The 24185-nt window shown below is 72.1% G+C and carries 21 protein-coding genes; 15 read left to right on the top strand and 6 right to left on the bottom strand.

The genetic code is table 11. The features are described from left to right. Positions 1-20 precede the first annotated feature (20 nt). From AB0I29_RS01635 to AB0I29_RS01610, 6 genes are all read left to right on the top strand, one after another. Positions 21-1262 (top strand): HupE/UreJ family protein, encoded by a 1242-nt coding sequence (locus AB0I29_RS01635; RefSeq protein ID WP_357477241.1) that lies wholly within the window; start codon positions 21-23, stop codon positions 1260-1262. Between the two features lie 209 nt (positions 1263-1471). Further along, on the top strand, positions 1472-3922 hold the full coding sequence (locus tag AB0I29_RS01630) for a fibronectin type III domain-containing protein (protein WP_357477238.1): 2451 nt from the start codon (positions 1472-1474) through the stop codon (positions 3920-3922). A 210-nt stretch (positions 3923-4132) separates the two neighbouring features. Next, positions 4133-5416, top strand: a complete 1284-nt coding sequence (locus AB0I29_RS01625; RefSeq protein WP_285101293.1) for a DUF916 domain-containing protein — start codon at positions 4133-4135, stop codon at positions 5414-5416. Then, the gene (locus AB0I29_RS01620; protein WP_357477233.1) at positions 5413-6090 is read left to right on the top strand and encodes a BMP family ABC transporter substrate-binding protein; all 678 of its coding nucleotides are present in this window, start codon (positions 5413-5415) and stop codon (positions 6088-6090) included. The genes AB0I29_RS01625 and AB0I29_RS01620 overlap by 4 nt, the downstream gene beginning before the upstream one ends. 39 nt (positions 6091-6129) lie before the next feature. Beyond that, a complete protein-coding gene (locus AB0I29_RS01615; RefSeq protein ID WP_285101298.1) occupies positions 6130-6498 on the top strand; it encodes a DUF2200 domain-containing protein in 369 nt (122 codons plus the stop codon). A 358-nt stretch (positions 6499-6856) separates the two neighbouring features. Then, positions 6857-8548, top strand: a complete 1692-nt coding sequence (locus AB0I29_RS01610) for a DUF222 domain-containing protein (RefSeq protein WP_357477230.1) — start codon at positions 6857-6859, stop codon at positions 8546-8548. 79 nt (positions 8549-8627) lie between these two features. Here the strand turns inward: AB0I29_RS01610 and AB0I29_RS01605 are convergent, their stop codons facing one another. Then, the gene (locus AB0I29_RS01605) at positions 8628-9443 is read right to left on the bottom strand and encodes an SDR family NAD(P)-dependent oxidoreductase (RefSeq protein ID WP_357477227.1); all 816 of its coding nucleotides are present in this window, start codon (positions 9441-9443) and stop codon (positions 8628-8630) included. A gap of 95 nt (positions 9444-9538) precedes the next feature. Here AB0I29_RS01605 and AB0I29_RS01600 point away from each other — a divergent pair, with 95 nt between their 5' ends. Beyond that, positions 9539-9937: a helix-turn-helix domain-containing protein gene (locus AB0I29_RS01600; protein ID WP_285101302.1), complete on the top strand. Its 399-nt coding sequence runs from the start codon at positions 9539-9541 to the stop codon at positions 9935-9937. 445 nt (positions 9938-10382) lie between these two features. Here the strand turns inward: AB0I29_RS01600 and AB0I29_RS01595 are convergent, their stop codons facing one another. From AB0I29_RS01595 to AB0I29_RS01585, 3 genes are all read right to left on the bottom strand, one after another. Next, positions 10383-12014, bottom strand: coding sequence for a hypothetical protein (locus AB0I29_RS01595; RefSeq protein WP_357477222.1), 1632 nt, complete (start codon positions 12012-12014; stop codon positions 10383-10385). A gap of 136 nt (positions 12015-12150) precedes the next feature. Then, entirely contained in the window at positions 12151-13119 is a 969-nt protein-coding gene (locus AB0I29_RS01590) for a carbohydrate ABC transporter permease (protein ID WP_357477218.1), read from the bottom strand. Beyond that, positions 13116-14024, bottom strand: coding sequence for an ABC transporter permease subunit (locus AB0I29_RS01585; RefSeq protein WP_357478105.1), 909 nt, complete (start codon positions 14022-14024; stop codon positions 13116-13118). Before AB0I29_RS01585 ends, AB0I29_RS01590 begins: the two co-directional genes overlap by 4 nt. Before the next feature lie 562 nt (positions 14025-14586). Here AB0I29_RS01585 and AB0I29_RS01580 point away from each other — a divergent pair. The 8 genes from AB0I29_RS01580 (at position 14587) to AB0I29_RS01545 (ending at position 21831) form a co-directional block, all read left to right on the top strand. Then, complete coding sequence (locus AB0I29_RS01580) at positions 14587-15645, top strand: LacI family DNA-binding transcriptional regulator (protein WP_357477213.1); 1059 nt, start codon at positions 14587-14589, stop codon at positions 15643-15645. A 296-nt stretch (positions 15646-15941) separates the two neighbouring features. Then, positions 15942-16580: an HD domain-containing protein gene (locus AB0I29_RS01575; RefSeq protein ID WP_357477210.1), complete on the top strand. Its 639-nt coding sequence runs from the start codon at positions 15942-15944 to the stop codon at positions 16578-16580. A 64-nt stretch (positions 16581-16644) separates the two neighbouring features. Continuing rightward, entirely contained in the window at positions 16645-17643 is a 999-nt protein-coding gene (locus AB0I29_RS01570; protein ID WP_285101314.1) for a GlxA family transcriptional regulator, read from the top strand. Between the two features lie 10 nt (positions 17644-17653). Further along, positions 17654-18349 carry a hypothetical protein gene (locus AB0I29_RS01565; protein WP_357477206.1) on the top strand — a complete coding sequence of 232 codons (696 nt, stop codon included), beginning with the start codon at positions 17654-17656 and terminating at the stop codon, positions 18347-18349. Positions 18350-18398: 49 nt separating this feature from the next. Then, on the top strand, positions 18399-19943 hold the full coding sequence (locus AB0I29_RS01560) for a peptide MFS transporter (RefSeq protein ID WP_285101319.1): 1545 nt from the start codon (positions 18399-18401) through the stop codon (positions 19941-19943). 9 nt (positions 19944-19952) lie between these two features. Beyond that, the gene (locus AB0I29_RS01555; RefSeq protein ID WP_357477202.1) at positions 19953-20606 is read left to right on the top strand and encodes a LysE family translocator; all 654 of its coding nucleotides are present in this window, start codon (positions 19953-19955) and stop codon (positions 20604-20606) included. A 25-nt stretch (positions 20607-20631) separates the two neighbouring features. Beyond that, positions 20632-21144, top strand: coding sequence for an AAA family ATPase (locus tag AB0I29_RS01550; RefSeq protein WP_285101323.1), 513 nt, complete (start codon positions 20632-20634; stop codon positions 21142-21144). A gap of 279 nt (positions 21145-21423) precedes the next feature. Then, positions 21424-21831, top strand: coding sequence for a MerR family transcriptional regulator (locus AB0I29_RS01545; RefSeq protein WP_357477197.1), 408 nt, complete (start codon positions 21424-21426; stop codon positions 21829-21831). Between the two features lie 27 nt (positions 21832-21858). Here AB0I29_RS01545 and AB0I29_RS01540 read toward each other — a convergent pair whose 3' ends face one another. Both AB0I29_RS01540 and AB0I29_RS01535 read right to left on the bottom strand, forming a co-directional pair. Beyond that, positions 21859-22884 carry a hypothetical protein gene (locus AB0I29_RS01540; protein WP_357477194.1) on the bottom strand — a complete coding sequence of 342 codons (1026 nt, stop codon included), beginning with the start codon at positions 22882-22884 and terminating at the stop codon, positions 21859-21861. A gap of 42 nt (positions 22885-22926) precedes the next feature. Beyond that, positions 22927-24156, bottom strand: a complete 1230-nt coding sequence (locus AB0I29_RS01535; protein ID WP_357477191.1) for an MFS transporter — start codon at positions 24154-24156, stop codon at positions 22927-22929. Positions 24157-24185 lie beyond the last annotated feature (29 nt).

Here is a 24185-nt window from a genome sequence, read left to right as displayed (position 1 = left end):
GGTGGTGGAGGGTGCCGCCCGTGCGTCGCTCTCCGACTGTCGCGGCAGCCTCCGCGCTGCTCGCGTTCCTCCTCCTGCCCGCGCTCGCCCCCTCGGCGGGCGCGCACGGCTTCACGTCCACCGTCTACGCCGACGCCTCGACCCCTGAGCCCGGCGTCGTGCGCACCGAGCTCGGCCTGGAGTACGACCTGCTCGTCGTCTCCGCCGCCGAGTACCAGGACGACCGCGCCTTCTTCGACGAGGGGATGGCCGTCTGGGAGACCGGCGAGGAGCCGACGGCGCTCGCCGCCCACGCCGACACCGTGCTCGGCTACGTCACCGACCGCTTCGAGGTGACGGCCGACGGCGTGGCGTGCACCCCGGCGCAGGTCGGCGACGTCGAGATCACCGACCGCGAGGGTGTGCCGTACGCCGTGCTGGTGCTCGACCACGACTGCGGTGCTCCGACCGACTCGGGCGAGCCCGTCGACTACGAGGTGCGCAGCACCCTCTTCGCCGACGACGAGGGCTACGTCACCGGCACCACGACGATCCTCGACTACGAGCTCGACGGCGCCGCCGGCAGCGCCGCGCTCACGCAGCACACGCCGTCCTTCTCGACGGTCGAGCACTGGTACGAGCGCATGGGGCACTTCTTCGTGCTGGGCGCGGAGCACCTGCTGCTCGGCCCGGACCACCTGCTGTTCCTGCTCGCGCTCATCGTGGGCTCGCGCCGCCTGCGGGACGTGGTGCTCGCCGCGACGTCGTTCACGCTGGCGCACTCGGTGACGTTCCTGCTGGCCGCGCTGGGCGTGGTCAGCGCGCCGGCGGCCGTCGTCGAGCCGGTCATCGCGCTGTCGATCGCGGTGGTGGCGGCCTGGCACGTGTGGGGGATGTGGCGGGGACGCGCGGCGGCGCCACACGAGGGCGTGCTGGAGCCGGCTCGGGTCGGGCGGCTCCACCTCGACAGGGCCGGACTGGATCGGGCCGACTGGTTCCGGCTCGCCGTGGTCTTCGGCTTCGGCCTGGTCCACGGCCTCGGGTTCGCCGGTGCGCTCGGCATCGACGAGCCGTTCTCGTGGGCGCTGCTGTGGTCGCTCCTGGTGTTCAACGTGGGCATCGAGGTGGTGCAGCTCGGCGTCATCGCCGTCGTCTTCCCGCTGCTGACCCTGCTGCGCCGCCGCGCACCGCGCACCGCGCTGTGGACGGGCGTCGTGGTCGCGGCCGGGGTGACGCTCGTCGGGCTGTTCTGGTTCGGCCAGCGGCTGCTCGGGCTGGGTTGATCTCCTGGGCTGACCGGCTGGGCTGACCTGCTGGGCTGACCGGATGGGCTGACCGGCTGGCTGACCTGGGACTTCGCGTCCAGGGCCGAAAGATCACCCGCCGCCGCGCCGCATGTTCATCTGCCGCTCACCCCGGCGTCGGCACCGATTCGTCTCCCGGGGCAAGTGTCTGCTCGGCGCCGCTCGGCGCTCCCTTCACTGGAGGACTCATGCAAGCGAATGACCATCGCCCGGCCGCGTCCGTGCGCGGCTGGGGTCGTTCAGCCGTCGCGGCGGTGGGGCTCGTCTCCGTCGTCGCCGGCGGCCTGACGTATGCCGCGACGTCGGCGGGCGCGGCTGACCTGCCCTCGACGTTCCTGGGCGGCACGACCACCTGGGCGTACTCGGACACCAACACCGACCCGGCCGCGGGCAGCAGCGACCGGCTCACCTGGACCTACGCCGGGTTCGACGACGCGGGCTGGAAGCGCGCCACCGGACCGTTCGGTGCGAAGAACGGCTCGGCGACGCCGGACCTCGGCTCGGGTTTCCCCGTGACCACGGTGCTCGACCACTACGTGGACCCGGCCGCGGCGACCAAGGTCGCGATCCCCACGTACCACCTGCGCACCACGTTCGACGTCACGGCGGACCAGCTCGCGGACATCGCGTCGCTGCGTGGCGACGTGACGTTCGACGACGCGGTGCAGATCTTCGTCAACGGCACCAAGGTGGCCGGCTTCGTCGACGAGCGTGTCGAGGCCGTCCCCGACGCGCAGAAGAACCTCACCTACGCCGGCTCCAGCGCCGGCGACCCGGTGAGCCAGCAGTTCAGCGTGCCCGCCGACGTGCTGCAGGCCGGCGTGAACACGCTGGCGATCGGCCTCTACAACGACCGGGCGGCCAGCTCCGACGTGTACCTCGACCTCAAGTCGCTGGTTCCCGTCGAGGTGCCGGAGGAGGAGCCGACCACCACGGTGACCGACCTCGTGCTCGGCATCGGCGCGACCCAGGCCGAGCGCAACCTGGCGTGGTACTCGGACCAGGACACCGAGCAGGTGGCCCAGATCGCGCCCGCGGGCGAGGTCGTGGACGGCGTCTTCCCGGCCGACGCGATCAGCGTGGCGGCCACGGGCGGGCCGTCGTCGAGCGGCGAGTTCTACCGCCACGCGACGTTCACGGGGCTGCAGGAGAACACCGCGTACTCCTACCGGGTCGGTACTGAGGGCCGGGCCGGCACCGAGGGTGCCTGGTCGGCGGTCTCCACGTTCCGTACGCAGGACTTCGACGGCGACTTCGACTTCCTGTTCTTCGGCGACCCGCAGCTCGGCTCCTCGGGCAACGTGCCGCGCGACACCGAGGGCTGGGTCGACACGCTCGACGTCGCCACGGCCGCCTACCCGGACGCCGAGATGCTCTTCTCGGCCGGTGACCAGGTGGAGTCGGCGAGCAGCGAGGCGCAGTACGACGCCTTCCTGTCGACCGACCACCTGCGCCAGATCCCGTTCGTGGCGAACAACGGCAACCACGACGTCGGCAACAAGGCGTACCGCCAGCACTTCAACACGCCGAACCTCGACGAGACGGCCGGCCCTGGTTCCGGCACGAGCTCGGGCGGCGACTACTGGTTCGTCTACAACGACGTGCTGTTCCTCAACCTCAACTCCAACAGCCGGGACTACGCCTCGCACGAGCGGTTCGTGCGCGACGTCGTCGCGGAGCACGGCGACGAGGCGAGGTGGAAGGTCGTGTCGTTCCACCACTCGATCTACTCGGTGGGCCCGCACGCCACCGACAGCGACGTGATCGACCGCCGCAACACGTGGCCCACGCTCTTCTCCGAGCTCGGCATCGACCTGGTGCTCCAGGGCCACGACCACAGCTACGCCCGCTCGTACCTGATCCGCAACGGCGAGAAGGCCGACCCCGCCGAGGAGGCGGGCGCCGACGTCCTCACCCCGGGTCCCGGCGGCGTGCTGTACGTGACGGCCAACTCGGCGTCCGGCTCGAAGTACTACTCGGCGAACGCGGCCGGCTCGTGGTGGCTCTCCGCCTTCAACCAGGAGAACGTGCGCAACTACACGGCCGTGGAGGTGTCCGACGACGCCATCTCGGTGCGCACCATCCGCTCCGAGGCCAAGGACGCCGACCGCCCCGTGAACTCGGTGGTGGACCAGGTGACCATCGCCAAGCCGGTCGACCCCGACACGCAGAAGCTGCAGGTCGTGGTGCCGCAGGGCGCCCCGGGCGAGTTCGTCTGGAGCATCGACGGCGCCAACACACTGGTCGACCTCGGCACCGCCGAGGCCGCCGGTGACCACTACGCCGCCGACGGTTCGATCAACCCGATCCGGGTGACCGACACGCGCCGCGGCGGCCCGCAGTGGTCGCTGTCGGCCCAGGTGGGCGACTTCACCTCCGGTGACCAGTCGTTCTCCGGCAAGTACCTCGGCTGGACGCCGGACGTGATCGAGGCGGGCGGCGGATCCGTCGCCGGCGCGCAGGTCGCGACCGGGTTCACCGGCGGACCGGGCCTGTCCCAGTCGGCGACCCTCGGCCGCGCCGCGGCCGGGCACACCACGGGTTCGGCGCTCTTCGGCGCCGACCTCGACCTGAAGATCCCCGTCGACGTCACCGACGGGACCTACCGGGCCACGCTCACGCTCACCGCGCTGAGCTGACCTGAGCGGGGCTGACCTGAGCGGGGCTGACCTGAGCGGGGCTGACCCGAGCGGGGCTGACCCGAGCGGGGCTGACCCGAGCGGGGCTGACCCGAGCGGGGCTGACCCGCGCCGGGCGGGCGGCGCTCTCACGAGGAGCGTCGCCCGCCCGGTGACCCGGTCAACCCTCTTCCCGAAACCTGTCTGTCCGGCACCATCGAAGGAACCTCCATGCCCGTGCCTGCCGCCCGCGCGACCACGCGCCGTGTCGCCGCTCGCTCCTCAGCCGCGCTCAGGGCTCTGCCCGTGGGGCTCGTGGCCCTGGTCGTCACCCTCGGGACGGCGCTCGCCGGGCCCTCGGCCGTTGCTGTGCCGGTCGCTGCTGTGCCGATCGCTGCTGCGCCGTCCGCCGTACCCACCGACGACGTCACCTGGGGCGTGCGCACCGCGACCAACGACCAGGGGACCGAGCGGGAGAACTTCCGCTACACGGTGGACCCGGGCGCCAAGGTGTCGGACGAGCTCGTCGTCACCAACCACGGCGAGACCCCGCTGAGGCTCGACATCTACGCGGCCGACGGCTACACGACGACGGCGGGGCAGCTCGACGTGCTGACGCGGGATGACGCCGCTGACACCGGGTCCGACGACACAGGGCCCGACGACACCGGGTCCAACGACACCGGCTCCGTGAACGTCGGGTCCTGGCTCGACCCCGCCGTCGACCAGGTGCGCCTCGCGCCCGGCGAGAGCGCCGACGTCCCCTTCACGCTCCAGGTGCCCGACGACGCGACGCCCGGCGACTACGCGGGAGCGATCCTGACCTCGCGCACCGTCACCGCCCAGGACGCGGGGCTCGACTACGAGACCCGGTCCGGCATCCGCGTGTACCTGCGGGTCGCCGGCGACCTCGCGCCGAGCCTGACGGTCACCGACGCGCACGTCGAGTACCACCAGACCCTCAACCCCTTCGGGCCGGGGGACGCGACGGTCACCTACACCGTCCGCAACGACGGCAACGTCCGCCTGGCCGCGAACCAGCAGGTCGGCGTCGCCGGCCCGTTCGGCTGGCTCGGCGCGCAGGGCGCCGCCGACGACGTGCCCGAGCTCCTCCCGGGTGAGTCCTGGCCGGTGTCCGTGCCGGTCGACGGCGTGGCTCCGCTGTTCTGGCTCGGTGCCGACATCGTGCTCGTCGCCCAGCTGCCCGACGTCGCGGGCGCGACCCCCGGCGTCGCCCCCGTCGAGGCCCACGCGTCCGGGTGGGCCGTGCCGTGGCTGCCGCTCGTCGTCGTCGTGCTGCTGGTCGGAGCCGTCGTCGTGATGGTGCGCCGCCGCCGGACCCGCGGGCAGCGCGAGGACGCCCGCGTCCAGGCGGCCGTCGCGAAGGCGCTCGCGGAGCGCGCGGCGGCGGAGGGTGTTCCTGTGGAAGGCGCGGTGAAGGAGGCGGTCCGGGCCGAGGGGGCAACGGGCTCTGACAAGGCAGCCGCCGAGGAGTCCGAGGTGGTCGCGCCGTGAGGCGGCCGGCAGTGGGACTCACCGCGAGCCTGGCGGCGGTCGCCGTCGCGCTCACCCTCGCCGCGTGTGGCGCCGTCACGCCCGGCCCGACGTCGGACGGTGTCGCCAGCCCGGCGCCCCTGACCGGGTTCGCCGCGCGGTTCGTCGGGTCGAGCCACGAGCCGGCGCCGGAGGCGACGGTCCGCCCCACGCCGGGCACGTGGGACGACGTCGCCGTCCCCGCCGGGTACACGATCGTCGTCGTCGCCCGCGGCGACGACGCCGCGACCGCGACCCTGACGGACGCCGTCGAGCACTATGCCGCGGAGCACGGGGCGGACCTGACGGTCCTGCCGGCCCGGAGCGACGACGAGGTCGAGCGCCGCATCGACGAGGCCGTGGCGGCCGCGCCGGACCTCGTGGTCGGCGTCGGCGACGGGGTGGTGGACGTGTTCTCCCTGATCACCGCCCAGTACCTGGAGACCGACTTCCTGGTGGTCGGTGCGCAGCTTCCGGAGCCGACCCACAACGTGACCGCCGTCGTCTGGCCGGGGGCGGAGTTCCGCGGAACGGGGCTGGGGAACGACGACGCCCACCCTGCCGCCGTCACGGCGGGCCGTGCGCGCGAGGCGGTCGCCGCCGGGGCGGCGAGCGTGCTGCACGACCTGACGGGCATCGTCATCGAGCTCGGCTAGCTCCTTCGGGGTGTCGGTGGGCCCGGATACAGTCGGGAGATGGCACGAGACCGGATCTTCGCGATGAGCTTTGCCAGCATCTACCCGCTCTACGTGCAGAAGGTGGAGCGGAAGGGCCACACCACGGCCGAGCTGGACCAGGTGCTCTCCTGGCTCACGGGCTACGACGACGCCGGCCTCCGGCAGGCGATCGACAGCGGGGTCGACCTGGAGACCTTCTTCGCGCAGGCCCCCGCGATGAACCCGAACGTGTCCCTGATCAAGGGCGTCATCTGCGGGTACCGCGTCGAGGACATTGAGGACCCGCTGATGCAGCAGATCCGGTACATGGACAAGCTGGTCGACGAGCTGGCACGCGGCAAGAAGATGACCTCGATCCTGCGGGGGAGCGCGACGGCCGGCATCTGAGCCCGCACTCCACGGGCGCCGCTGCCGGGACGATGTCCGCGACGGCGCCGGGCCCGGGGCGGCTGTGTCGACGTGCACCTCGGTGAGGTCGTGCGCCTCTCCGGGAGCCTCCGTGCGTAGCGGGGCACGCTGCCGTAACGGCCGTGGCCGAGCCAGGTCCTCCTGTTCAAGGTCAGCCTGCCTTCCGCGTGGCGCGAAGCCTTCTCGCGCGCGAAGAGTTATCCACAGATTTCATGTGTGCCTCGCGATGCGTATGAATGTTCGAGACAATGGTGTCAGGCGAGCACAGGGGGTGGCACGGGTGGATTCGATGGGGGTGGCGTCCGGTGGTGTGTCCCCGGGTTCGTTGGAGGGTGTGTTGGATCGGATCGAGGCCGTGGTGGGTGAGCTGGCGGAGTTGGTCGCGCCGGGGGTCGCGGATGGTTGGGGTGCGCCGTCGGTCACCAGGCTGATGCAGGCTCATACCCGGGTGCGCCGGGTCGTGGGTCGTTTGGAGGGTGTGCGGTTGACGGTGTTGCCGCGGATCGAGGACGACGGGTCGTGGCGTAGTGGTGGGATGTCGCGCACGTTCCCGGCGTGGTTGCGGCTGCGGGAGGGTGTGTCGGCGTCCACCGCGCGGAAGGACGTGGCGATGGCGCGTCGGTTGGCGCGGGCGTTGCCGGTGACGCGTGAGGGTCTGGTCGCGGGCGTCCTGGGTGTGGATCATGCGCGGGTGATGAGCGAGGTCGCGCCCACGAGCCGGAGCCGTCAGGACGCGTTGGCGTGGTTGGTCGATGCCCGCACCGGGCAGACCACGACACCGGAGGCGTTCGTGGACACGGTCGCGGTGGATCTGCCTGACCCGGCTGATGATCCGGACGGGTCGGAGACCAGGGCCCGGATCACGAAGGTGCTCGAGGCCGCGATCGGTGAGGGGACCCTGGTGACGGGTGAGGGCCTGGTCCTGCGCGAGGCCGGGGTACTCAATGCGGATCAGTTTCGGGTGGTGGCGCGCCGGTTCGCGACGGTGACGGATCCGGATACCGATGACGTGGACGATGACAGGGCTGTCCGGGGTGAGTTCTTGGATGTGTCCAGGACCCTGGGCGGGTTCCATGTGGCGGGGTTCTTGACCGATGAGCACGGTCTGCTGTTGACCACGGCGTTGAACGCGGTGGTCGGTGCACCGGCCGCGGAGGACTCCAGGACTCCTGGTCAGCGCCGTGCGCAGGGCCTGGCCGACATTGCGCGTCTGGTGCTGGACACGAATCAGGCCTCGCCGGGTGCGTCGATCCGGCCGCACCTGAATGTCACGGTGTCCTGGTCGGAGCTGGTCACTCAGGTCACCCGCACGCGTGAGGGGTCGTGCCTGACCTGCGGACGGAGGGTCCCGGACCGGTCGGCGACCGGGGGTGCGTCGAACCCAGGTGCATCGAACCCAGGCGTGCCGAACCCAGGCGTGCCGAACCCAGGTGTGCCGAACTCAGGGGTGCCGAACTCGGGCGTGGGTGCTGGCATGGGGTTGTTGGGTTCCGGTGGTGCGGTGTTCACGGAGTCGGGTGGTCGGATCCCGCGAGGGTTGTTGCGCAGGTTGGCGTGTGACAGTGCGGTGACGCGGGTGGTGTTCGGTGCGGATGGTGGTGTGTTGGATGTGGGGCGGGCGCAGCGCACGGTGTCGGGGCAGATGCGGCGTGGGGTGATCGCGCGGGATGGGCATTGTGTGTTCCCGGGGTGTGATCAGCCGCCGTCGCGGTGCGAGGTGCATCATGCGGTGACGCACTGGGCGGATGGTGGCGCCACGTCGGTGGCCAATAGTGCGTTGTTGTGCTGGTTCCATCACCAGCTCGTCGATACCCGGGGCATCACGATGTCCTGGGCCGGCAAACCCCTCCACGCCAACACCGCGGGCGGTGTGCTGGTGGAGACGGGGTGGGTCTTCACCGATCCGCGTGGTCACCGCATCCGTGTGCCCGAACCGATCGACCCAGCACCCATCGACCCCGCACCTGCACCCGGCGAGGCTGTCGACCCCGACGACCCGTCCGCCATGCCACCCGCAACGGCGGCATGACCATGCCCTGGCTCTGCCTCTTCTCGCCTGTTCGACGGCTGTGCGAGGTGGGGACGAGCCAGGGCGACGGTGACGCCGGTCAGACCGCGTTCGGGGCGAGCGCGTTGAAGACGACCTCGCGTTCGGCGCCTGTTGCGATGCGCCAGACCGCATCAGCGAGGTCGTCGGGGTCGAGAACTGGGACGGGAGCCGAGCCGGGAGCCGGGTCCGACGTCAGGTCCGACGCGAGGTCGGGCGCCGGATCGAGCGTCGCTTCCGGTGCATCTGCTCCGCCGACGTCCGTCTGGCTCGCGGTCAGCATCCTGTGGATGTCGCCGCGTTCGATGAGCCCGCCGACCACGAGCGAGCCCACGTGGACGCCGTCGGGCGCGGCAGCCTCGGCGAGGGTCAGGGCGTAGGTGCGCAGCGCGGCCGAGGCCGGCGCGAACGGACCGAGGAACGGCAGCGGGACGACGGCGCTGAGCCCTGACACGTAGACGATCGCTCCGCTGCCGCGCTCCCGCATACCCGGCAGCACCAGCCCGGCGAGCTCGACGGCGGGGTCCACGACCTGGGCGGCTGCGGCGCGGACGTCGTCGGCGCTCGTGTCGAGGATGCCGATCGGGGCGGCCGCCGGGTTGTCGGCACCCGGCCCGTGGTAGACGACGTCGACGGGCCCGAGCTCCGCCGCGACCTCGTTGATCGCGCGTCGCAGGTCACCAGGCCGACGCACGTCCGCGGCGACGGCGACCGCGCGAGCCCCGGCCGAGCGGAGGTCGTCCAGGTAACCGGGGTGACGGTCGGCACTGCGGGAGACCAGACCGACCTGGTACCCCTCCTTGCCGAACCGCCGGGCCACCGACATGCCGAGGCCGGGTCCGGCGCCCAGGACCAGCAGCGTGGGGGAAGTGCTCACTCGTGTCTCCTCGTCGTCTCGCGGTCGTGACCGTTGGGTACGGTGACGTCATCGATCCTCACGGCACCGCGGACGTCTCGGAAGAAGGCACTTTCATGTCAGATGGGAACACCGATGTGCCCCACCCCGACGCCCACATGGTTGCCGCCGCCGTCGGCGGCCGCCTGCCGGGACGGGTCCCGACCGAGGAGTACGAGGCGTGCCCCGTCACGCACGTGGTGCGGATGCTGGGCGACAAGTGGACGCTGCTCGTGCTGATGCTGCTCGCCGAGCGCGCGCACCGGTTCAACGAGCTCCACCGGCGCGTCGACGGGATCAGCCAGCGGATGCTGACCCGTACCCTCCGGGCGCTCGAGGACGACGGGCTGGTCGCCCGGACCGTCTTCCCCACGGTTCCGCCCGGGGTCGAGTACGAGCTCACCGAACGGGGCCGCGAGCTGCTGGTCCCGCTGTCGGCCCTCGCGGACTGGGTCGTGCGGGACCGGGCAGCCTAGCGGGACCGGGCAGCCTAGCGGGACCGGGCAGCCTAGGCGGCCCGCCCGTTCGCGCCCACTCGCGCCAGCCTCTCCGCCCGTGCCGCCGCGCGCGCCGTCCGCCCCCTGCGGGCCGTTCGCGCGTCCGCGGGCCGTCCGCCCGACCGCGCGCCGTCGGCCTCACTGCGCGGCGCGCCCGCCCCACCGCGCGCCGTCCGCCTCACCGCGGGCGCGACCGCACCCGCCTCCCGGACCTCTTTGTCACGTCTTGAGCGGCGGAATTCCGCCGAGCGGTGCGTCGAATGCGCGGCGGCAGCGCCGTCGCCCGGACACCCCGCCGGCCGTCCCGCACAGGACTGAACCTCCCGTCCAGCCGCAAACCTGTTGAGTGCTGGGTATGTGCGGGATCAGGTAGCCCGATCCCGCACATGCCCAGCACTCAGCGGTGGACGAGGGCGGGTGCGGGTCAGCCCTGCCGCTCCGCCAGCGCCGTCTGGTACTCGTCGCGGATCGTGTCGCCGCCGCCCTTCGCCCACGCCGCGGCGGCGTCGGCCCAGGCGGTGACGGGCTTGCGTCCGGCGAGGATGTCGGACTCCACGGAGACGAGCTTCTCGCCGAGCTGGCCGCCCTTGCGGCTGGCCGTGTCGCTGAACAGACCCTGCACCGGGTTGGCGACGGCGGTCGGTACGACGGCGGCCTGGGCGTCGTGCTCGGCCTGCGCGACGTCGGGGTCGCCGGCCTGGAAGTTGACCCAGGGGCCCTCGACGACGTACTTGAGCCCGAGCTGGATCTCGGTGCGGCCCTTCTCGGTGAGCACCGGGTCCGTCCCGTCGAGCTCGTGGTGCACGCCCTCGACGCCGTAGGTCCGGAAGAGGTGCTCCTCCGAGCCGAACGGGGCGGCGAGGTAGTTGAGCACGTCGAGCAGCGCCTCCACGCGGCCGGCGGACTTCTTGCTGATCGACGTGATGTTCTGGACGGGCGCGCCGAGGTGGATGCCCGCCGTGCCGCCGCCCTCGGCGAGCGGGGGCGGTGCGACGGAGAGCCGGAAGTTCTCGTCGATCGGGTAGTTCGAGAAGTCGGGCCACGCGCTGAACGTGTCGTCGAGCATGCGGATGGTGCCGTTGACGAGCCACGTCTTACGCTGCGGCTGGGTGGCGGGGACGCCGTCCGGGTGCACGAACCCGTCCGCGACCAGGCGCCGCCCGAGCTCCAGGGCCTCCTGCTGACGCTCGTGCAGGTTGGCGCTGGTGAGCTTGCCGCCGTCCTCGGACCAGCCGTTCGGGATCTCGTACATCTGGCGCAGGTGCCCGAGCGGCACGCGCCCGAGCGCCCAGGTGTTGCCGCCCGAGAGCTCCTTGCACAGGTCGTAGAACTCCTCGGCCGACGTCACCTGCGGGTCGATGCCCTCGGCCTCGAACCAGTCCTGGCGCGCGTAGAACACACCGCTCTGCGCCGGGCCGCGGGGGACCGGCACGGCGAAGATCTTGCCGTTGTAGACGCAGGACTGCCAGCTCTCCGTGGGGATGTTCGCGAGGAACGGGTACTTCTTGACCGCGTCTCCCGAGAGGAACTCGGTCAGGTCGGTCGCCCGCTCCTCCAGCAGGCTCGGCAGGCCGGGGACGTCGCCGGGGAACATCTCGAAGATGTCCGGCAGCCGGTCGCCGGCCACCGTCGTCTGGAAGCGGTCGGAGAAGTCGCCGGCCGGCGTGAGTGCGATCGTCAGGGCGAACCCGAGCCGTTCGTGCAGCTCCTGCCAGTAGGCGTTGTTGTCGACCGACGGCGGCACCGGGGTGTTGGTCATCCCGAAGATGCCGACGTCCTCGCCGTCGCCGGGCTGGCCGCTGGTGACCTTCTGGGGGCTGGCGGGGTACTTCAGCATGGTGTCGGGCACGCCGTCGGCGCCCTTGATGTCCATCGGCACGCCGTCGTACGGGACGTACGTGGGCAGGGCGACGGTGGCGTTGCCGGTCAGGGCACCGCCACCGCGGCCCTCGTTGCTGCAGCCGGCGAGGCCGAGCACGGCGAACGCGCCGAGGCCCATGCCTCCCATCAGCAGGCTGCGGCGGCTGATGTTCGTCTCCGTGAGCAAACGGTTCATGACTACTCCTCATCGAGCGGGGGGAGAAAGCAGGGTTGAGCAGGGGAAAGCGGGGACAGTGGGGACAGCGGGGACAGCCGCAAGGGAAGAACGGGAAGGAGACCGGGCAGGCGCCCGACGACGCCGGCCGCGCGGGTCAGCCCTTGACCGCGCCCGTGAGCATCCCCTTGGCGAAGTGGCGCTGCAGGAAGGGGTAGACCAGCAGCACCGGCACGATGGAGACCACGAGGATCGCCATCTGCAGCGACGTCTGGGGCGGCAGGGACGCGGCGTCGATGCCCAGGTCCTGGGAGCCGAGCTGGGCGCCGTCGACCACGTAGGTGCGCAGCACGAGCTGCAGTGGCCACTTGCTCGCGTCCGACATGTAGAGCAGCGCGTTGAAGAACGCGTTCCAGTAGCCGACGCCGTAGAACAGGCCGACGACGGCGAGCACCGGCTTGGACAGCGGCAGCCCGATGCGCCAGAAGAGCTGCCACTCGGTGGCGCCGTCGATGCGCGCGGCGTCGATCACCTCGTTCGGGAGCTGCACGAAGAACGCGCGCACGACCACCACGTTGAAGGCCGAGACCGACGTCGGGATGATCAGCGCCCACAGCGTGTCCAGCAGGCCGAGCCGCTGGACCACGAGATAGCTCGGGATGATCCCGGGGTTGAAGAGCAGGCTGATCAGCACCACGAGCAGCATCGCCCGGACGCCGAACGCACCCTTGCGGCTCAGGGCCCAGCCGAGCGTCGTCGTCAGCGCGAGGCTCAGCGTGGTGCCGATGCCCGTGACGAGGATGCTGATCCACAGCGCCTGCGTGACGACGCCGCCGGCGAAGATCATCCGGTAGGCGCTCAGGTCGATCCCGGTGGGCAGGAGCACGAAGCCACCCGCCTCGGTGACCTGCTCCGGCGTGGCCAGGCTCGTGGAGATGATGCCGACGAACGGCAGGATCACCAGCGCGCAGGCGATCGTCAGGACGATGCCCTTGACGGTGCGTTCCATGGGGCCGGGCATCGCCACGCCGTCGATCACGGGGCGCGTGCGGCCGCGGGGCCGGTCGTCGTTCATGGTGGGGCCCGCCGTGGTCGGGGCAGGTCCTGCGGTGGTGGTCGTGCTCATGCTCGGTACACCCCTTCCTCGCCGAAGGCGTGGGCGGTCTTGTTGGCGACGAGGACCAGGACCAGCCCGATCGCTCCCTTCACGAGGCCGACGGCGGCCGCGACGCCCCAGAACCCGCCCAGGACGCCCTGGTTGTAGACATAGGTGTCCAGCACGTCCGACACGCCGAGCCCGACCGCCTGCTGCTGAAGGATCAGCTGCTCGAACCCGACGCTCAGGGAGTCGCCGAGCTTGAGGATGAGCAGCATGATGATGATCGGCCGCATCCCGGGCAGGGTGATGTGCCAGGTCTGGCGCCAGCGCGACGCGCCGTCGACGGCCGAGGCCTCGTACAGCGACTTGTCGATCCCGGCCAGCACGGCGAGGAACAGGATGGTGGCCCACCCGGTGTCCTTCCAGATCACCTGCGACGTGATGAGCGCGTAGAAGGCGTCGGAGTTGCCGATGATGTCGATGGGCTGCCAGCCGTGCGACCGGAGGAAGTTGTTGATCAGCCCGGCCCCGCCGAGGATCTGCTGGAACACCGCGACGACGATCACCCACGACAGGAAGTGGGGCAGGTACAGGATCGACTGCACCCACTGGCGCACGCGGTTGGACACCAGGCTGTGCAGCAGCAGGGCCAGGACGATCGGCGCGGGGAAGACGAAGACCGTCTGCAGCAGCGTGATGACCAGGGTGTTGCGGAGCGCGGCCAGGAACTCGGGGTCGCCGGAGAACAGGATCTGGAAGTTCTCGAACCCGACCCAGAGGCTGCGCTCGATGCCGAGGTACGGCTGGTAGTCCTGGAAGGCGATGACGTTGCCGCCGAGGGCCAGGTACTGGAAGACGACGATGACCGCCATCCCGGGCAGCGCCAGCAGCAGCACGGCCCGGTCGCGCGCCAGCCGCCGCCACCAGGGCATGGGCCGGCGGATCGGCGGTGATCCGTCGCCGCCTTCCGGCGCGCGACGACGGGAACCGGCGCGTCCCGCGCGGGTCTCGTCGACCGCGGTCATCCCGCGATCCCCGGCACGTCACGGACGTGCGGCGCGTTCTCAGGCATGGTGTCGCTCCTCGGTGAACGGACTGATGGTGAACTTGATGGCCCGGGGCCTCTCCCCGGGCTCGGACGACCCGCCATGCGGGTCCGGGCGCTGCCGGCTCATTCGTCGTTGGGTGGTACATCGTTGTTCCAAGGGCGATCTGCCACGACCTGCTCCATCGCCAGCTCCATTGCCACGGGGCTGCACCATTGCAGAGTGATCGATCACCGCTTGCGGGTTAGGCTAGGAGGTGATCGATCACTTCGCAAGGGCCTCTCACGCGACGGTGATCTGCGGGGGCGTGCCAGAATGCTCGCGTGCCACACGGACGCGGGCGCTGACCAGCGGTGATGACCGGCGCTGACCAGCGTTGACAACCAACGGTGATGACCAGCGGTGACCAGCCGTGATGACCAGCCGTGACGACCAGCGAGGACGGGGCATGGCGAACGAGAGCTCGAGCGACACGTCGACGGACACTGCGACCGACCGGCGGCGCGCCACGATCTGGGAGGTCGCGAAGGCCGCCGGGGTCTCCCACCAGACCGTCTCCCGCTACCTGCGCAACGACGCCAAGATGCGGCCCGAGACCGTGGCCCGCGTGCGCCAGGCCGTCGAGGAGCTCGACTACCGCCCCAACCTGACCGCCCGGTCCATGCGCACCCGGCGCAGCGGCCGGGTGGCCGTGCTGCTCCCGGCGGTGGCCACGTACGGCCCGCCGCAGATCCTGAGCGGGGTGATGGAGGTGGCCCACGAGCACGGCTACACCGTCGAGGCGTTCAGCGTCGAGGGCACGCCGGCCGACCGCTTCGAGCGGGTGCGGGAGCTCGCCGACTCGGGTCAGGTCGAGGGCGTCCTCGCCCTCGCGCCGCTGCCGCCGGGTTCCGGCGGGAGGTTTCCCGAGCGGGCCGCGATCGTCGTGTCCGCCGACTACGACGACAAGTTCCGCGGCGTCGGCGAGCTGGCCGACGGCTCGCCCGTCGAGGACCTGGTCGTACGCCTCGCGGAGCTGGGTCACCGCCGGTTCCTGCACGTGACCGGCGCGCTCGACTACGCCTCCGCCCGCGGCCGCCGCGACGTCTTCGTCGCCACGGTCGAACGGCTCGGGCTGGGCCCGGCCCAGATCATCGAGAGCGACTGGTCGGCCGAGGGTGCCCACGCCGCCGTCCTGTCCCTGCCCGAGAAGGACCACCCGACCGCCGTCATCGCCGCGAGCGACGTCGGCGCGGCCGGCGTGGTCCTGGGTGCCCGGGAGCGCGGGTGGACCATCCCGGGCGACCTCAGCGTGACCGGCTGGGACAACAACCAGCTCGGGGCGTACCTGGAGCCCACGCTGACCACCGTCAACGTCGACCACCGCAAGCTCGGCCGGGCGGCCATGGCGCGGCTGGTCGCCACGCTCCAGCCGGAGACGGCCGCAGCCCGCGAGGCCGAGGCGGCGTCGGACGGGCCGCTGAACACGATCATCTGGCGCGGCTCGACGGGCCCGGCGCCGTCCTGACCGCCCGCGGCCGTCATCGTTGAGTGCTGGATCTTCGCCCTTTTTCGTGTGCCAGAAGGGCGAAAACCCAGCACTCAACTCTCGACAACGTAGGGCGTATGGGGACGACGCCGTGTCCGCGACGGCCGTGCGGGCTGAGGAGCGGTGATCCAGCGGGCGCGAGGCCGCGCACCACGATGGCCGGATCTGTGGGGTACCGGTCCGTCCGGACGGTGCGCCGACGGCCCGGCACCGGGGACGGTGGGTGGGTGCGACGACATGCGCACCGTACCCAGCCATCGACCGAGGAGCCCCACATGCCTGAGACCATCGCCGGGATCGCCGTCCCGGACACCGAGCTCGTCCGGGACGCGACCGCACTGGTGCGGCAGGCCGCCGACGACCTCGTGTTCCACCACTCCCGCCGGGTCTTCGTCTGGGGGATGCTCAAGGCGGCCGCCCGTGGTCTGCCGGTCGATCCCGAGCTCGCCTATGTCGGGGCGATGTTCCACGATCTCGGTCTGACGGCGGCGTACGGCTCCCGGGACCGCCGCTTCGAGATCGATGGTGCCGAGGCGGCGTCGGCGTTCCTGCGCGGCCACGGCCGCTCGCCGGAGGAGGTCCGCGCCGTCTGGCTTGCCGTCGCCCTGCACACGACGCCGGAGGTGCCGCACCTGCTCGCGCCCGAGGTCGCCGTCGTGACCCTGGGGGTGGAGACCGACGTGCTCGGCCTCGACCTCGGCGAGATCGCACCCTGGCAGCGCGCCGAGACAGTCGCCGCGCACCCGCGGCCGGACTTCAAGAACCGCATCCTGCGGGCCTTCTACGAGGGCATGGCCGGCCGGCCCGGCACGACGTTCGGCACCATGAACGACGACGTGCTCGCGCACTTCGACCCGTCGTTCCGGCGGCAGGACTTCGTGCGGATCATCCAGGACAACGACTGGCCCGAGTGACCGCCCCTCCAGGTCGTGCTTGAGTGTGACCGCTGGGCCGCCGGGCCCGCAGAGCGTGACGGAGGTGAGCCAGGTGGTGACCGAGCGGGACGTCGTGTTCGTCGTGTTCGACGGCATGAAGATGCTCGACGTCTCCGGTCCGGCCGAGGTTCTCGCCGAGGCCAACACCTTCGGTGCGGCGTACCGCCTCAGCTATGCCTCGGTGTCGGGCGAGCCCGTGCGCACGTCGATCGGGACCCGGTTGCCCGTCGACGCGGCGGTGTCCGGTCTCGGGGAGGTGGACACGGTCGTCGTCGCAGGCGGGGACGAGCTCGTCCGTCGGCCGGTCCCGGGCGGGCTGACCGCCGCCGTCCGCGAGGTCGGGCCCCGGGCGCGCAGGCTCGTATCGATCTGCACCGGATCGTTCGTCCTGGCCGCGGCCGGTCTCCTCGACGGGCACCGTGCCACCACCCACTGGAGGCACGGTCAGGTCCTCGCCCGGACCTACCCGGACGTCGTCGTCGAGCTCGACGCGCTGTTCGTCGAGGACCGCGGTGTGTTCACGTCCGCGGGGGTCTCGGCCGGCATGGACCTCGCACTCGCGCTCGTCGAGCAGGACCACGGCCCCGAGCTCGCGCGGGACGTCGCGCGCAACCTGGTGATGTTCATGCGGCGGCCCGGCGGCCAGTCGCAGTTCTCCGCTCCGCTCGAGCTGCGTCCGCCCCGTTCCTCCGCGCTGCGGGAGGTGGTGGACCTGGTGGCGGCGCAGCCCGCGCTCGATCACACCGCGACGTCGCTCGCCGCCGTCGCCGGCGTCTCACCGAGGCACCTCACCCGCCTGTTCGCGGCCGAGCTCGGCACCTCACCGGCGCGGTTCGTCGAGGACGCCCGCCTGGACCGCGCCCGGTCGCTCCTCGACGCGGGCCACTCGGTCACCGCGGCCGCGGGTGCGGCCGGGTTCGGGAGCCCCGAGACGATGCGCCGCCGCTTCGTCGCCCGCCTCGGCACCTCGCCGAGCCAGTACCGCGCGCGTTTTGCCGCGACCTGGGGCCGCGGGCTGGACAGGACCGCCCGCCTGCGCTGAGGTTGCCCGCATGAGGTGGCGCAACGGCGAGCACGGCTACGGCATCGTCACGAAGGTCCTGCACTGGTCGACGGTCGCGCTCCTGGCCGCCCAGCTCGCGGTGGGCTACGCGATGGATGACGACGGCGACGTGCCCGACGTCGACTGCGACCCGGTGGGGGAGGACCGCAGCGGCGGCGACACGACCGACGCCGAGGAGGACCGGTTCGACCGGCTCGAGGAGGCCTGCGAGCAGGCCCAGGACCTGCGCGAGCAGGACGCCGACGACGCCGTCGGCTCCGCGTGGGCGGACCTGTGGACGGGTGACTGGGCGGGGAGCGGGACAGGTAGTGGTGCGAGTGGCCTCCTCGACGGCCAGGGCGGGCTCGCGCTGCCGGCGTGGCACGTCCTGCTCGGGCTGGCGATCGTCGCGATCGGCGTGCTGCGCGTGGTGTGGCGCAGCACCACGCCGCTCCCGCCCTGGGACCCGCGGCTGACCAGGACCGACCGGAAGGTGCTGCACCACGCCGAGCGCATCCTGCTCGCGATGCTCTTCGTGGTCCCCGCGACCGGGATCGCGCTGGTGCTGGGCAGCTCCGACCTCCTGCCGCTGCACATCGCCGCGCACCTGTGCTTCTACGCCGCACTGGCGGTGCACGTCGGCGTGGTGGTCCGACGGCGGGTGGTGGGCCGGATGCTCTGGGGGCGGTCGGCGGCCGCGCGGTGAGTTTCCCGCCCGACGTGCGGCCCGCCGTCGCGGCACCGACGATCGGGGGATGAGCACAGGCTCGGCGACACCGCCGTCAGGAACCGGACCGGACCCGACCCCACCCGCCGCAGTGGCGGGCGACCGGCGCTTCTTCGGGCATCCCCTCGGTCTGATGACGCTGTTCACGACCGAGCTGTGGGAGCGGTTCAGCTACTACGGCATGCGCGCGATCCTGGTCTTCTACCTGACCGACACGATCGCGAACGGCGGCCTGGGCCTCGAGGAGACGCTGGGCGAGGCCGTGGTCTCGATCTACGGCACCGGCGTCTACCTGCTGTCCGTGGTCGGCGGCTGGCTCGCCGACCGGGTCATCGGCGCCCGGCGCTCCACGCTCTACGGCGGCATCATCATCGCCGCCGGCCACGTGTGCCTCACGGTCCCCACCGCCGGGTTCTCCTACCTGGGCATCGTGCTCGTCGCGCTCGGCACCGGCCTGCTCAAGCCCAACGTGTCCTCGATGGTGGGCGCGCTGTACGAGCGGCAGGACCCCCGGCGCGAGTCGGCGTTCTCGATCTTCTACATGGGCATCAACATCGGCTCGTTCTTCTCGCCGATCATCGTCGGCGCCGTGCGGGCCGTCTGGGGTTACCACGCCGCGTTCTCCGTGGCCGCGATCGGCATGGGCATCGCGCTCGTGTTCTTCGTGCTCGGCCGCAAGAACCTGCAGGGCGCGGGCGACGTCGTGCCCAACCCCGTGCGGCCCGGGGAGCGGCCGGCGGTGGTGCGCATGTTCGCGATCATCCTCGGCGCCGTGATCCTGGTGTACCTCGTGGCCCGGCTCGTCTCGGGCGAGTGGGGTGTGCACGCCCTCATCGACACCCTCAGCTACATCGCGTTCCTCGCGCCGATCGCGTTCTTCATCACCATGTACCGGTCGCCGCGCGTGACCGACGCCGAGCGGCCCCGCCTGGTCGCCTACATCCCCCTGTTCGTCGCGGCCATGCTCTTCTTCATGATCTTCGAGCAGGCGGCGACGACGCTCGCGACGTTCGCCGCCGACCGGACCTCGCGCGAGATCCTCGGGTTCACCGTCAGCCCCGAGTTCTTCCAGTCGATCAACCCCGCCGCGATCATCATTCTGGCCCCCGCGTTCGCCTGGCTGTGGGTCCGCACCAAGGACCGGCCGCCGACGCCGTACAAGTTCGCGATCGGCCTGGCGCTCGCGGCCCTGTCGTTCCTGGTGCTGGCCGGCGCCTCGGCCCTGGCGGGTGACGACCTCACGCCCGGCTGGGTGCTCGTCGTCGTGTACGTGATCCAGACCCTCGGCGAGCTGTGCCTCTCGCCCGTGGGCCTGGCCGCCACGACCCTGCTCGCGCCGCGCGCCTACCAGGGGCAGGCCATGGCGCTGTGGTTCCTCGCGCCCGCCGCCGGGCAGGCCATCACGGCGCAGCTCGTCCAGGCCACCGAGGGCGCGTCCGACACCGCGTACTTCGGCGGCATCGGCCTCGTCGCCCTGGGCTTCGCGGCCGTCCTCGCGCTGCTCGGGCCGTGGGTCACCCGGCACGTGCGCCGGGCCGACCAGCTCGAAGGGGTGCACACGAGCGGGGAATAGGGTGGCGCCATGCCGACCATCGAGACCCTCGTCGCGTTCGTCGCGGCGTCCGTGATCCTCATCGTGATCCCCGGGCCGAGCGTCCTGTTCGTCGTCGGACGCTCGCTCTCCCTGGGCCGCCCCGGCGGCCTGCTCAGCGTGCCCGGGAACGAGCTCGGCGCCCTGCCGCTGGTCGCGGCCGTCGCGCTCGGCGTCGGCACGGTCGTGGCCGAGTCGATCGTGGCGTTCACGGTGCTCAAGCTGCTGGGCGCCGGCTACCTGGTCTACCTGGGCGTGCAGGCGATCCGGCACCGGCGTGACGGCGTCGGGCCGGACGGCGAGGTGGACGGCGCACCGGGGCGCCAGGCGCCGTCGCGCTGGGTGATCCTGCGCCAGGGCTTCGTCGTGGGCGTGACCAACCCCAAGACGATCGTGTTCTTCGTGGCCGCGCTGCCCCAGTTCGTGGACGTGCGCGCCGGGCACGTGCCGCTGCAGATGATGGTGCTCGGCCTGGTGTTCACGCTCGTCGCCCTGGTCTTCGACAGCCTGTGGGCGCTCCTGGCGGGTGCCGCGCGCACGTGGTTCGCGTCGTCGCCGAGCCGCCTCTCCGCGATCCGGGCCACCGGCGGCGGCATGATGATCGGCCTCGGCGGGACGCTCGCGCTCACCGGCAGCAGGGCTTGAGCGGGCAGGGCATGGGGAGCAGGGCTTGAGCGGGAGCGCCGAGACCCGCCTCGCCGTCGTGCGCGGTCCGTCCGGGGCGGGCAAGTCGACCGTGGCCGCGGAGCTGCGCCGCCGGATGGGCCGGGGGACGGCGCTCGTGCAGCAGGACTACCTGCGCCGCATCCTGCTGTGGGAGAAGGACGTGCCCGGCGGGGTCAACATCGGGCTGATCGACACCGTGGTGCGCCACTCGCTCGACGCCGGCTGCTCCGTGGTGCTGGAGGGAATCCTGGCCGGCGACCACTACGGGCCCATGCTCACCGCCCTGGTCGCCGACCACGCCGGAACGACGGCGTGCGCGTACCTGGACGTGCCGTTCGACGAGACGCTCCGCCGGCACACGACCCGGCCGCAGGCGGCCGAATTCACGCCGGAGCAGATGGCGGACTGGTTCACCCCCGACGACCGGCTGCGCGTCGAGGAGGAGTTCGTCGTGGGGCAGGAGTCGACCGTTGAGGAGACCGTGGAGAAGCTGTTGGTGGCGCTTGGTGGCCCCTGACGGGCCGGCCGGTCCGGCCGACGTCCGGCCGTCTTCGCGATAAGAAATCTCCGGGGGCGAGAGGGGTGACAAAGGTGGATGAATTGATCTAGCTCATTACCGACTTTCCGCGCATTCTTGCGGGTGAAGGCCACATCCCACCTGATACGTTGCGATTGGTAGTTCCCGTGTCTGGGACGGGAACTACCGAGCAAACCCCTCCGCAGCGGGCCCCTGCGGAGGGGCAGGCAGGCCTTCCGCTCGGGGGCGTACGTCGTCGAGCCGCCGAAGGAGGTGACCGTGCGCAGCAGCGAGCTGGCAGGTCTCGCCGGCGTGACGATCCGTGCCCTGCGGCACTATCACCAGATCGGGCTGCTCGAGGAGCCGAGACGTACGGCCGACGACGACCACGAGTACGACGTGCGCCACCTGGCCCGGCTGCTACGGATCGCGCGACTGACCGAGCTGGGCGTGCCGCCGGCAGAGCTGCCGGACGTGCTCGACGACCCCGCTGCCGCCGCTGAGCTCCTGGACCGGCTCGACCGCGAGGCGGCCGCCGAGATCCGGCGGCACACCAGCCGGCGGGCCGTGATCGCCGTGCTCCGGGAGCACGGGACCACGCCGGACCTCGGACCGGATGCGGCGCCGGTCGACGACCAGCACGTCCGCGTGCTGCACACGGTCCGGGAGCCCGGCCCGGACGACTGACGTCCTGCCGGCACTCAGCGCCCGCACTCAGCGGCCGCGCGCCGCCCGGCGACGACGGCGGGCCTGCGCCGCACGCTCCTCCGCGTCGTCGAGCTCCTCCTCGACGGCGGTCAGGTCGGTGCGCGCCTCGTCCGCCGCCGCCCGGGCCTCGTCGAGGGCACGGCGCGCCGCGTCGCGCTCTGCGGTCAGCCGTGCGAGCTCCTCGTCCAGGCGTGCCGTCTCGCCCTCCGCGTGCTCGACGGCGGCGTCCGCGGCGCGCAGGCGGTCGCTCGCGTCGTCGCGCCGGGCCTCCAGCCGGTCCACCTGCGCGGAGGTCTCCTCGACGGCCCGTTCGGCGGCCTCCGCCGTGTCTCGCCCGCTGTCCGGCTCTGCGGCGACCTTGTCCGGCTCGGTCTCCGCCGTGTCCGGCTCGGTCTCCGCCGTCTCCGGCTCTGCCTCTGTCGCGTCCGGCTCCGCCGCCTCCGGGCGCAGTGCCACGAGGTCTGCCTCCTCGCCGAGCTCGTCCACGATCCCGAACCCGGCGTGCTGCAGGCCGCGCGAGAGGCGTCCGGCGCGCACGGCCGCGCCGGCGTCCGCGTCCATGACCGCGGCGGTCAGGGTCTCGGTGAGACGGTCGAGGACGGCGGCCGAGACGGGCCGCCCGTCCACCTCGCCGGCGTCCCGCACCGCGCCGACCAGGGCCTCCGTCCGCTCGCGGCGCAGGTGGTCCAGCGCCTTGATCCGGGCGCGGTCGCGGTCCTGCGTGGCGGCCCGGAGCTCGTCGCCCACGGTGGTGAGCGCCGCGACGTCGTCCGGCCGCTCCCGCACGACGTGGTTGATCACCCAGGCCGCGACCGACGGCTTGGGCAGCCGCTTGAGGCGCTCCGCGCCGAGCCGGTCGCCGCCGTCGGCCACCTTGCGGGCCGCCGCGTCGCGGGCGGCCACGAAACTGTCGAGCGGCTGCGTGTAGAGGGCGTCGACGGCTGCGTCGATGGCGGCCGGGCCGGCCGGGCCTGTCGGGCCCGTCGGGTCAGCGGACTCAGCCGGGTCCGGGGGTGCGGGCGACGCTGTCACGGTCTCACCGTGGCACGGAGGAGCGCGTCGCGCCCGCCGTCCCTACGCGGGGGCGGCGCCGCCCCCGGCGCGGCGGTCCCGGTCGGCCTTGCCGGTCCAGTGCCCCACCCAGATCGCGCCGAGCAGCGCCAGCACGCCGATGAGGACGGGCGCTGCGGCGAGCGGCGCGATCGCGGCCACCGCCGAGACGAGCAGCGGCCCGCCGGTGTTGCCGATGTCGCCGCACAGCCGCCAGCCGCCGAGGAACTGCGACCGGCCCTCCTCGGGCGCGACGTCGGCGCCCAGGGTCATGACGATCCCCGAGCCCAGCCCGTTGCCGAGCGCGATGAGCGCCATCACCAGGCCGACGGTGAGCGCCGAGTCGGCGAGGGGAAGGAGCAGGCAGCCGACGCCGACGGCGAGCACGACCGGCACCGCCACCACCCGGCGGCCCTTGGTGTCGAGCAGCCAGCCGCCCGGCAGGGTGAGCGCGATGTCGATCGTCGCGGCGACCGCGAACAGCAGGGAGACCACCGCGGCGGAGATGTGCACGTGGTCGGCCCACAGCGGCAGCAGGCCGGTGCGCACCGACCGCGACGCGCCGATGATGATGACGGCCACGCCGAGCGTGAGCAGCGTGCGGCGGTGCTCCCGGAGCACCGAGTGCACCGGCAGCGGGACGGCGCCGCGGCGTACGCGGCCGAAGTCCGGCATCCGCGTGACGATCAGCGCGGACGCGACCGACGCGCACGCCGCGAGCAGGAACACCGAGCGCACGTCGAACAGGTGGATCAGCAGCGCGCCCAGCAACGGGCCGACCAGGATGCCGAGCCGCATCGACCCGCCGAGCAGCGCCATGCCGCGCGCCCGGTGGCTCACCGGTACCGCGTCGATGAGGAACCCCTGCCGGGCCAGGAGGAACGCCGTCCAGCTCATGCCGCTGACGAAGACGCAGACGCACAGCAGCCAGACCGAGGGCACGAAGAACGCGACCAGCATCGCCACCGCGTCGACGAGCCCGGCGATCACCAGGGTGCGGCGCTCGCCGAGCCGCGCGACGAGCGCGCCCGACGGCAGCGAGTTGGCGAGCTGACCGATCCCCAGCAGCGCGACGACGAGCGCCGCCAGCGCGGTACCCGCCCCGAGGTCGCCGGCGTGGATCGCCAGTACGGGCATGACCGCGCCGTGGCCGACCGAGCTGACGACGGACGGCAGGTAGGCGACGACGGCGATGTCGCGAAAGCGGAAGTCTCGATCGTCCCCTGAACCGCCGCTACCACCGTCGTTCGTCACACCGCCATCGTGCCAGATAGTTACCTTCG

The sequence above is a fragment of the Promicromonospora sp. NPDC050262 genome (assembly GCF_040655935.1).
GTDB lineage: Bacteria > Actinomycetota > Actinomycetes > Actinomycetales > Cellulomonadaceae > Promicromonospora.
The sequence above is the reverse complement of the archived record's forward strand: the minus strand, read 5'-3'. Positions and strand labels throughout refer to the sequence as shown.

What these genes read in the sequence shown, in the direction of transcription:
- AB0I29_RS01630 (WP_357477238.1), top strand. Translation starts at nt 1,472, where the DNA reads ATGCAAGCGAATGACCATCGCCCGGCCGCGTCCGTGCGCGGCTGGGGT.
- AB0I29_RS01565 (WP_357477206.1), top strand. Translation starts at nt 17,654, where the DNA reads ATGAGGTGGCGCAACGGCGAGCACGGCTACGGCATCGTCACGAAGGTC.
- AB0I29_RS01625 (WP_285101293.1), top strand. Translation starts at nt 4,133, where the DNA reads ATGCCCGTGCCTGCCGCCCGCGCGACCACGCGCCGTGTCGCCGCTCGC.
- AB0I29_RS01555 (WP_357477202.1), top strand. Translation starts at nt 19,953, where the DNA reads ATGCCGACCATCGAGACCCTCGTCGCGTTCGTCGCGGCGTCCGTGATC.
- AB0I29_RS01580 (WP_357477213.1), top strand. Translation starts at nt 14,587, where the DNA reads ATGGCGAACGAGAGCTCGAGCGACACGTCGACGGACACTGCGACCGAC.
- AB0I29_RS01590 (WP_357477218.1), bottom strand. Translation starts at nt 13,119, where the DNA reads ATGAGCACGACCACCACCGCAGGACCTGCCCCGACCACGGCGGGCCCC.
- AB0I29_RS01585 (WP_357478105.1), bottom strand. Translation starts at nt 14,024, where the DNA reads ATGCCCTGGTGGCGGCGGCTGGCGCGCGACCGGGCCGTGCTGCTGCTG.
- AB0I29_RS01600 (WP_285101302.1), top strand. Translation starts at nt 9,539, where the DNA reads ATGTCAGATGGGAACACCGATGTGCCCCACCCCGACGCCCACATGGTT.
- AB0I29_RS01595 (WP_357477222.1), bottom strand. Translation starts at nt 12,014, where the DNA reads ATGAACCGTTTGCTCACGGAGACGAACATCAGCCGCCGCAGCCTGCTG.
- AB0I29_RS01615 (WP_285101298.1), top strand. Translation starts at nt 6,130, where the DNA reads ATGGCACGAGACCGGATCTTCGCGATGAGCTTTGCCAGCATCTACCCG.
- AB0I29_RS01560 (WP_285101319.1), top strand. Translation starts at nt 18,399, where the DNA reads ATGAGCACAGGCTCGGCGACACCGCCGTCAGGAACCGGACCGGACCCG.
- AB0I29_RS01575 (WP_357477210.1), top strand. Translation starts at nt 15,942, where the DNA reads ATGCCTGAGACCATCGCCGGGATCGCCGTCCCGGACACCGAGCTCGTC.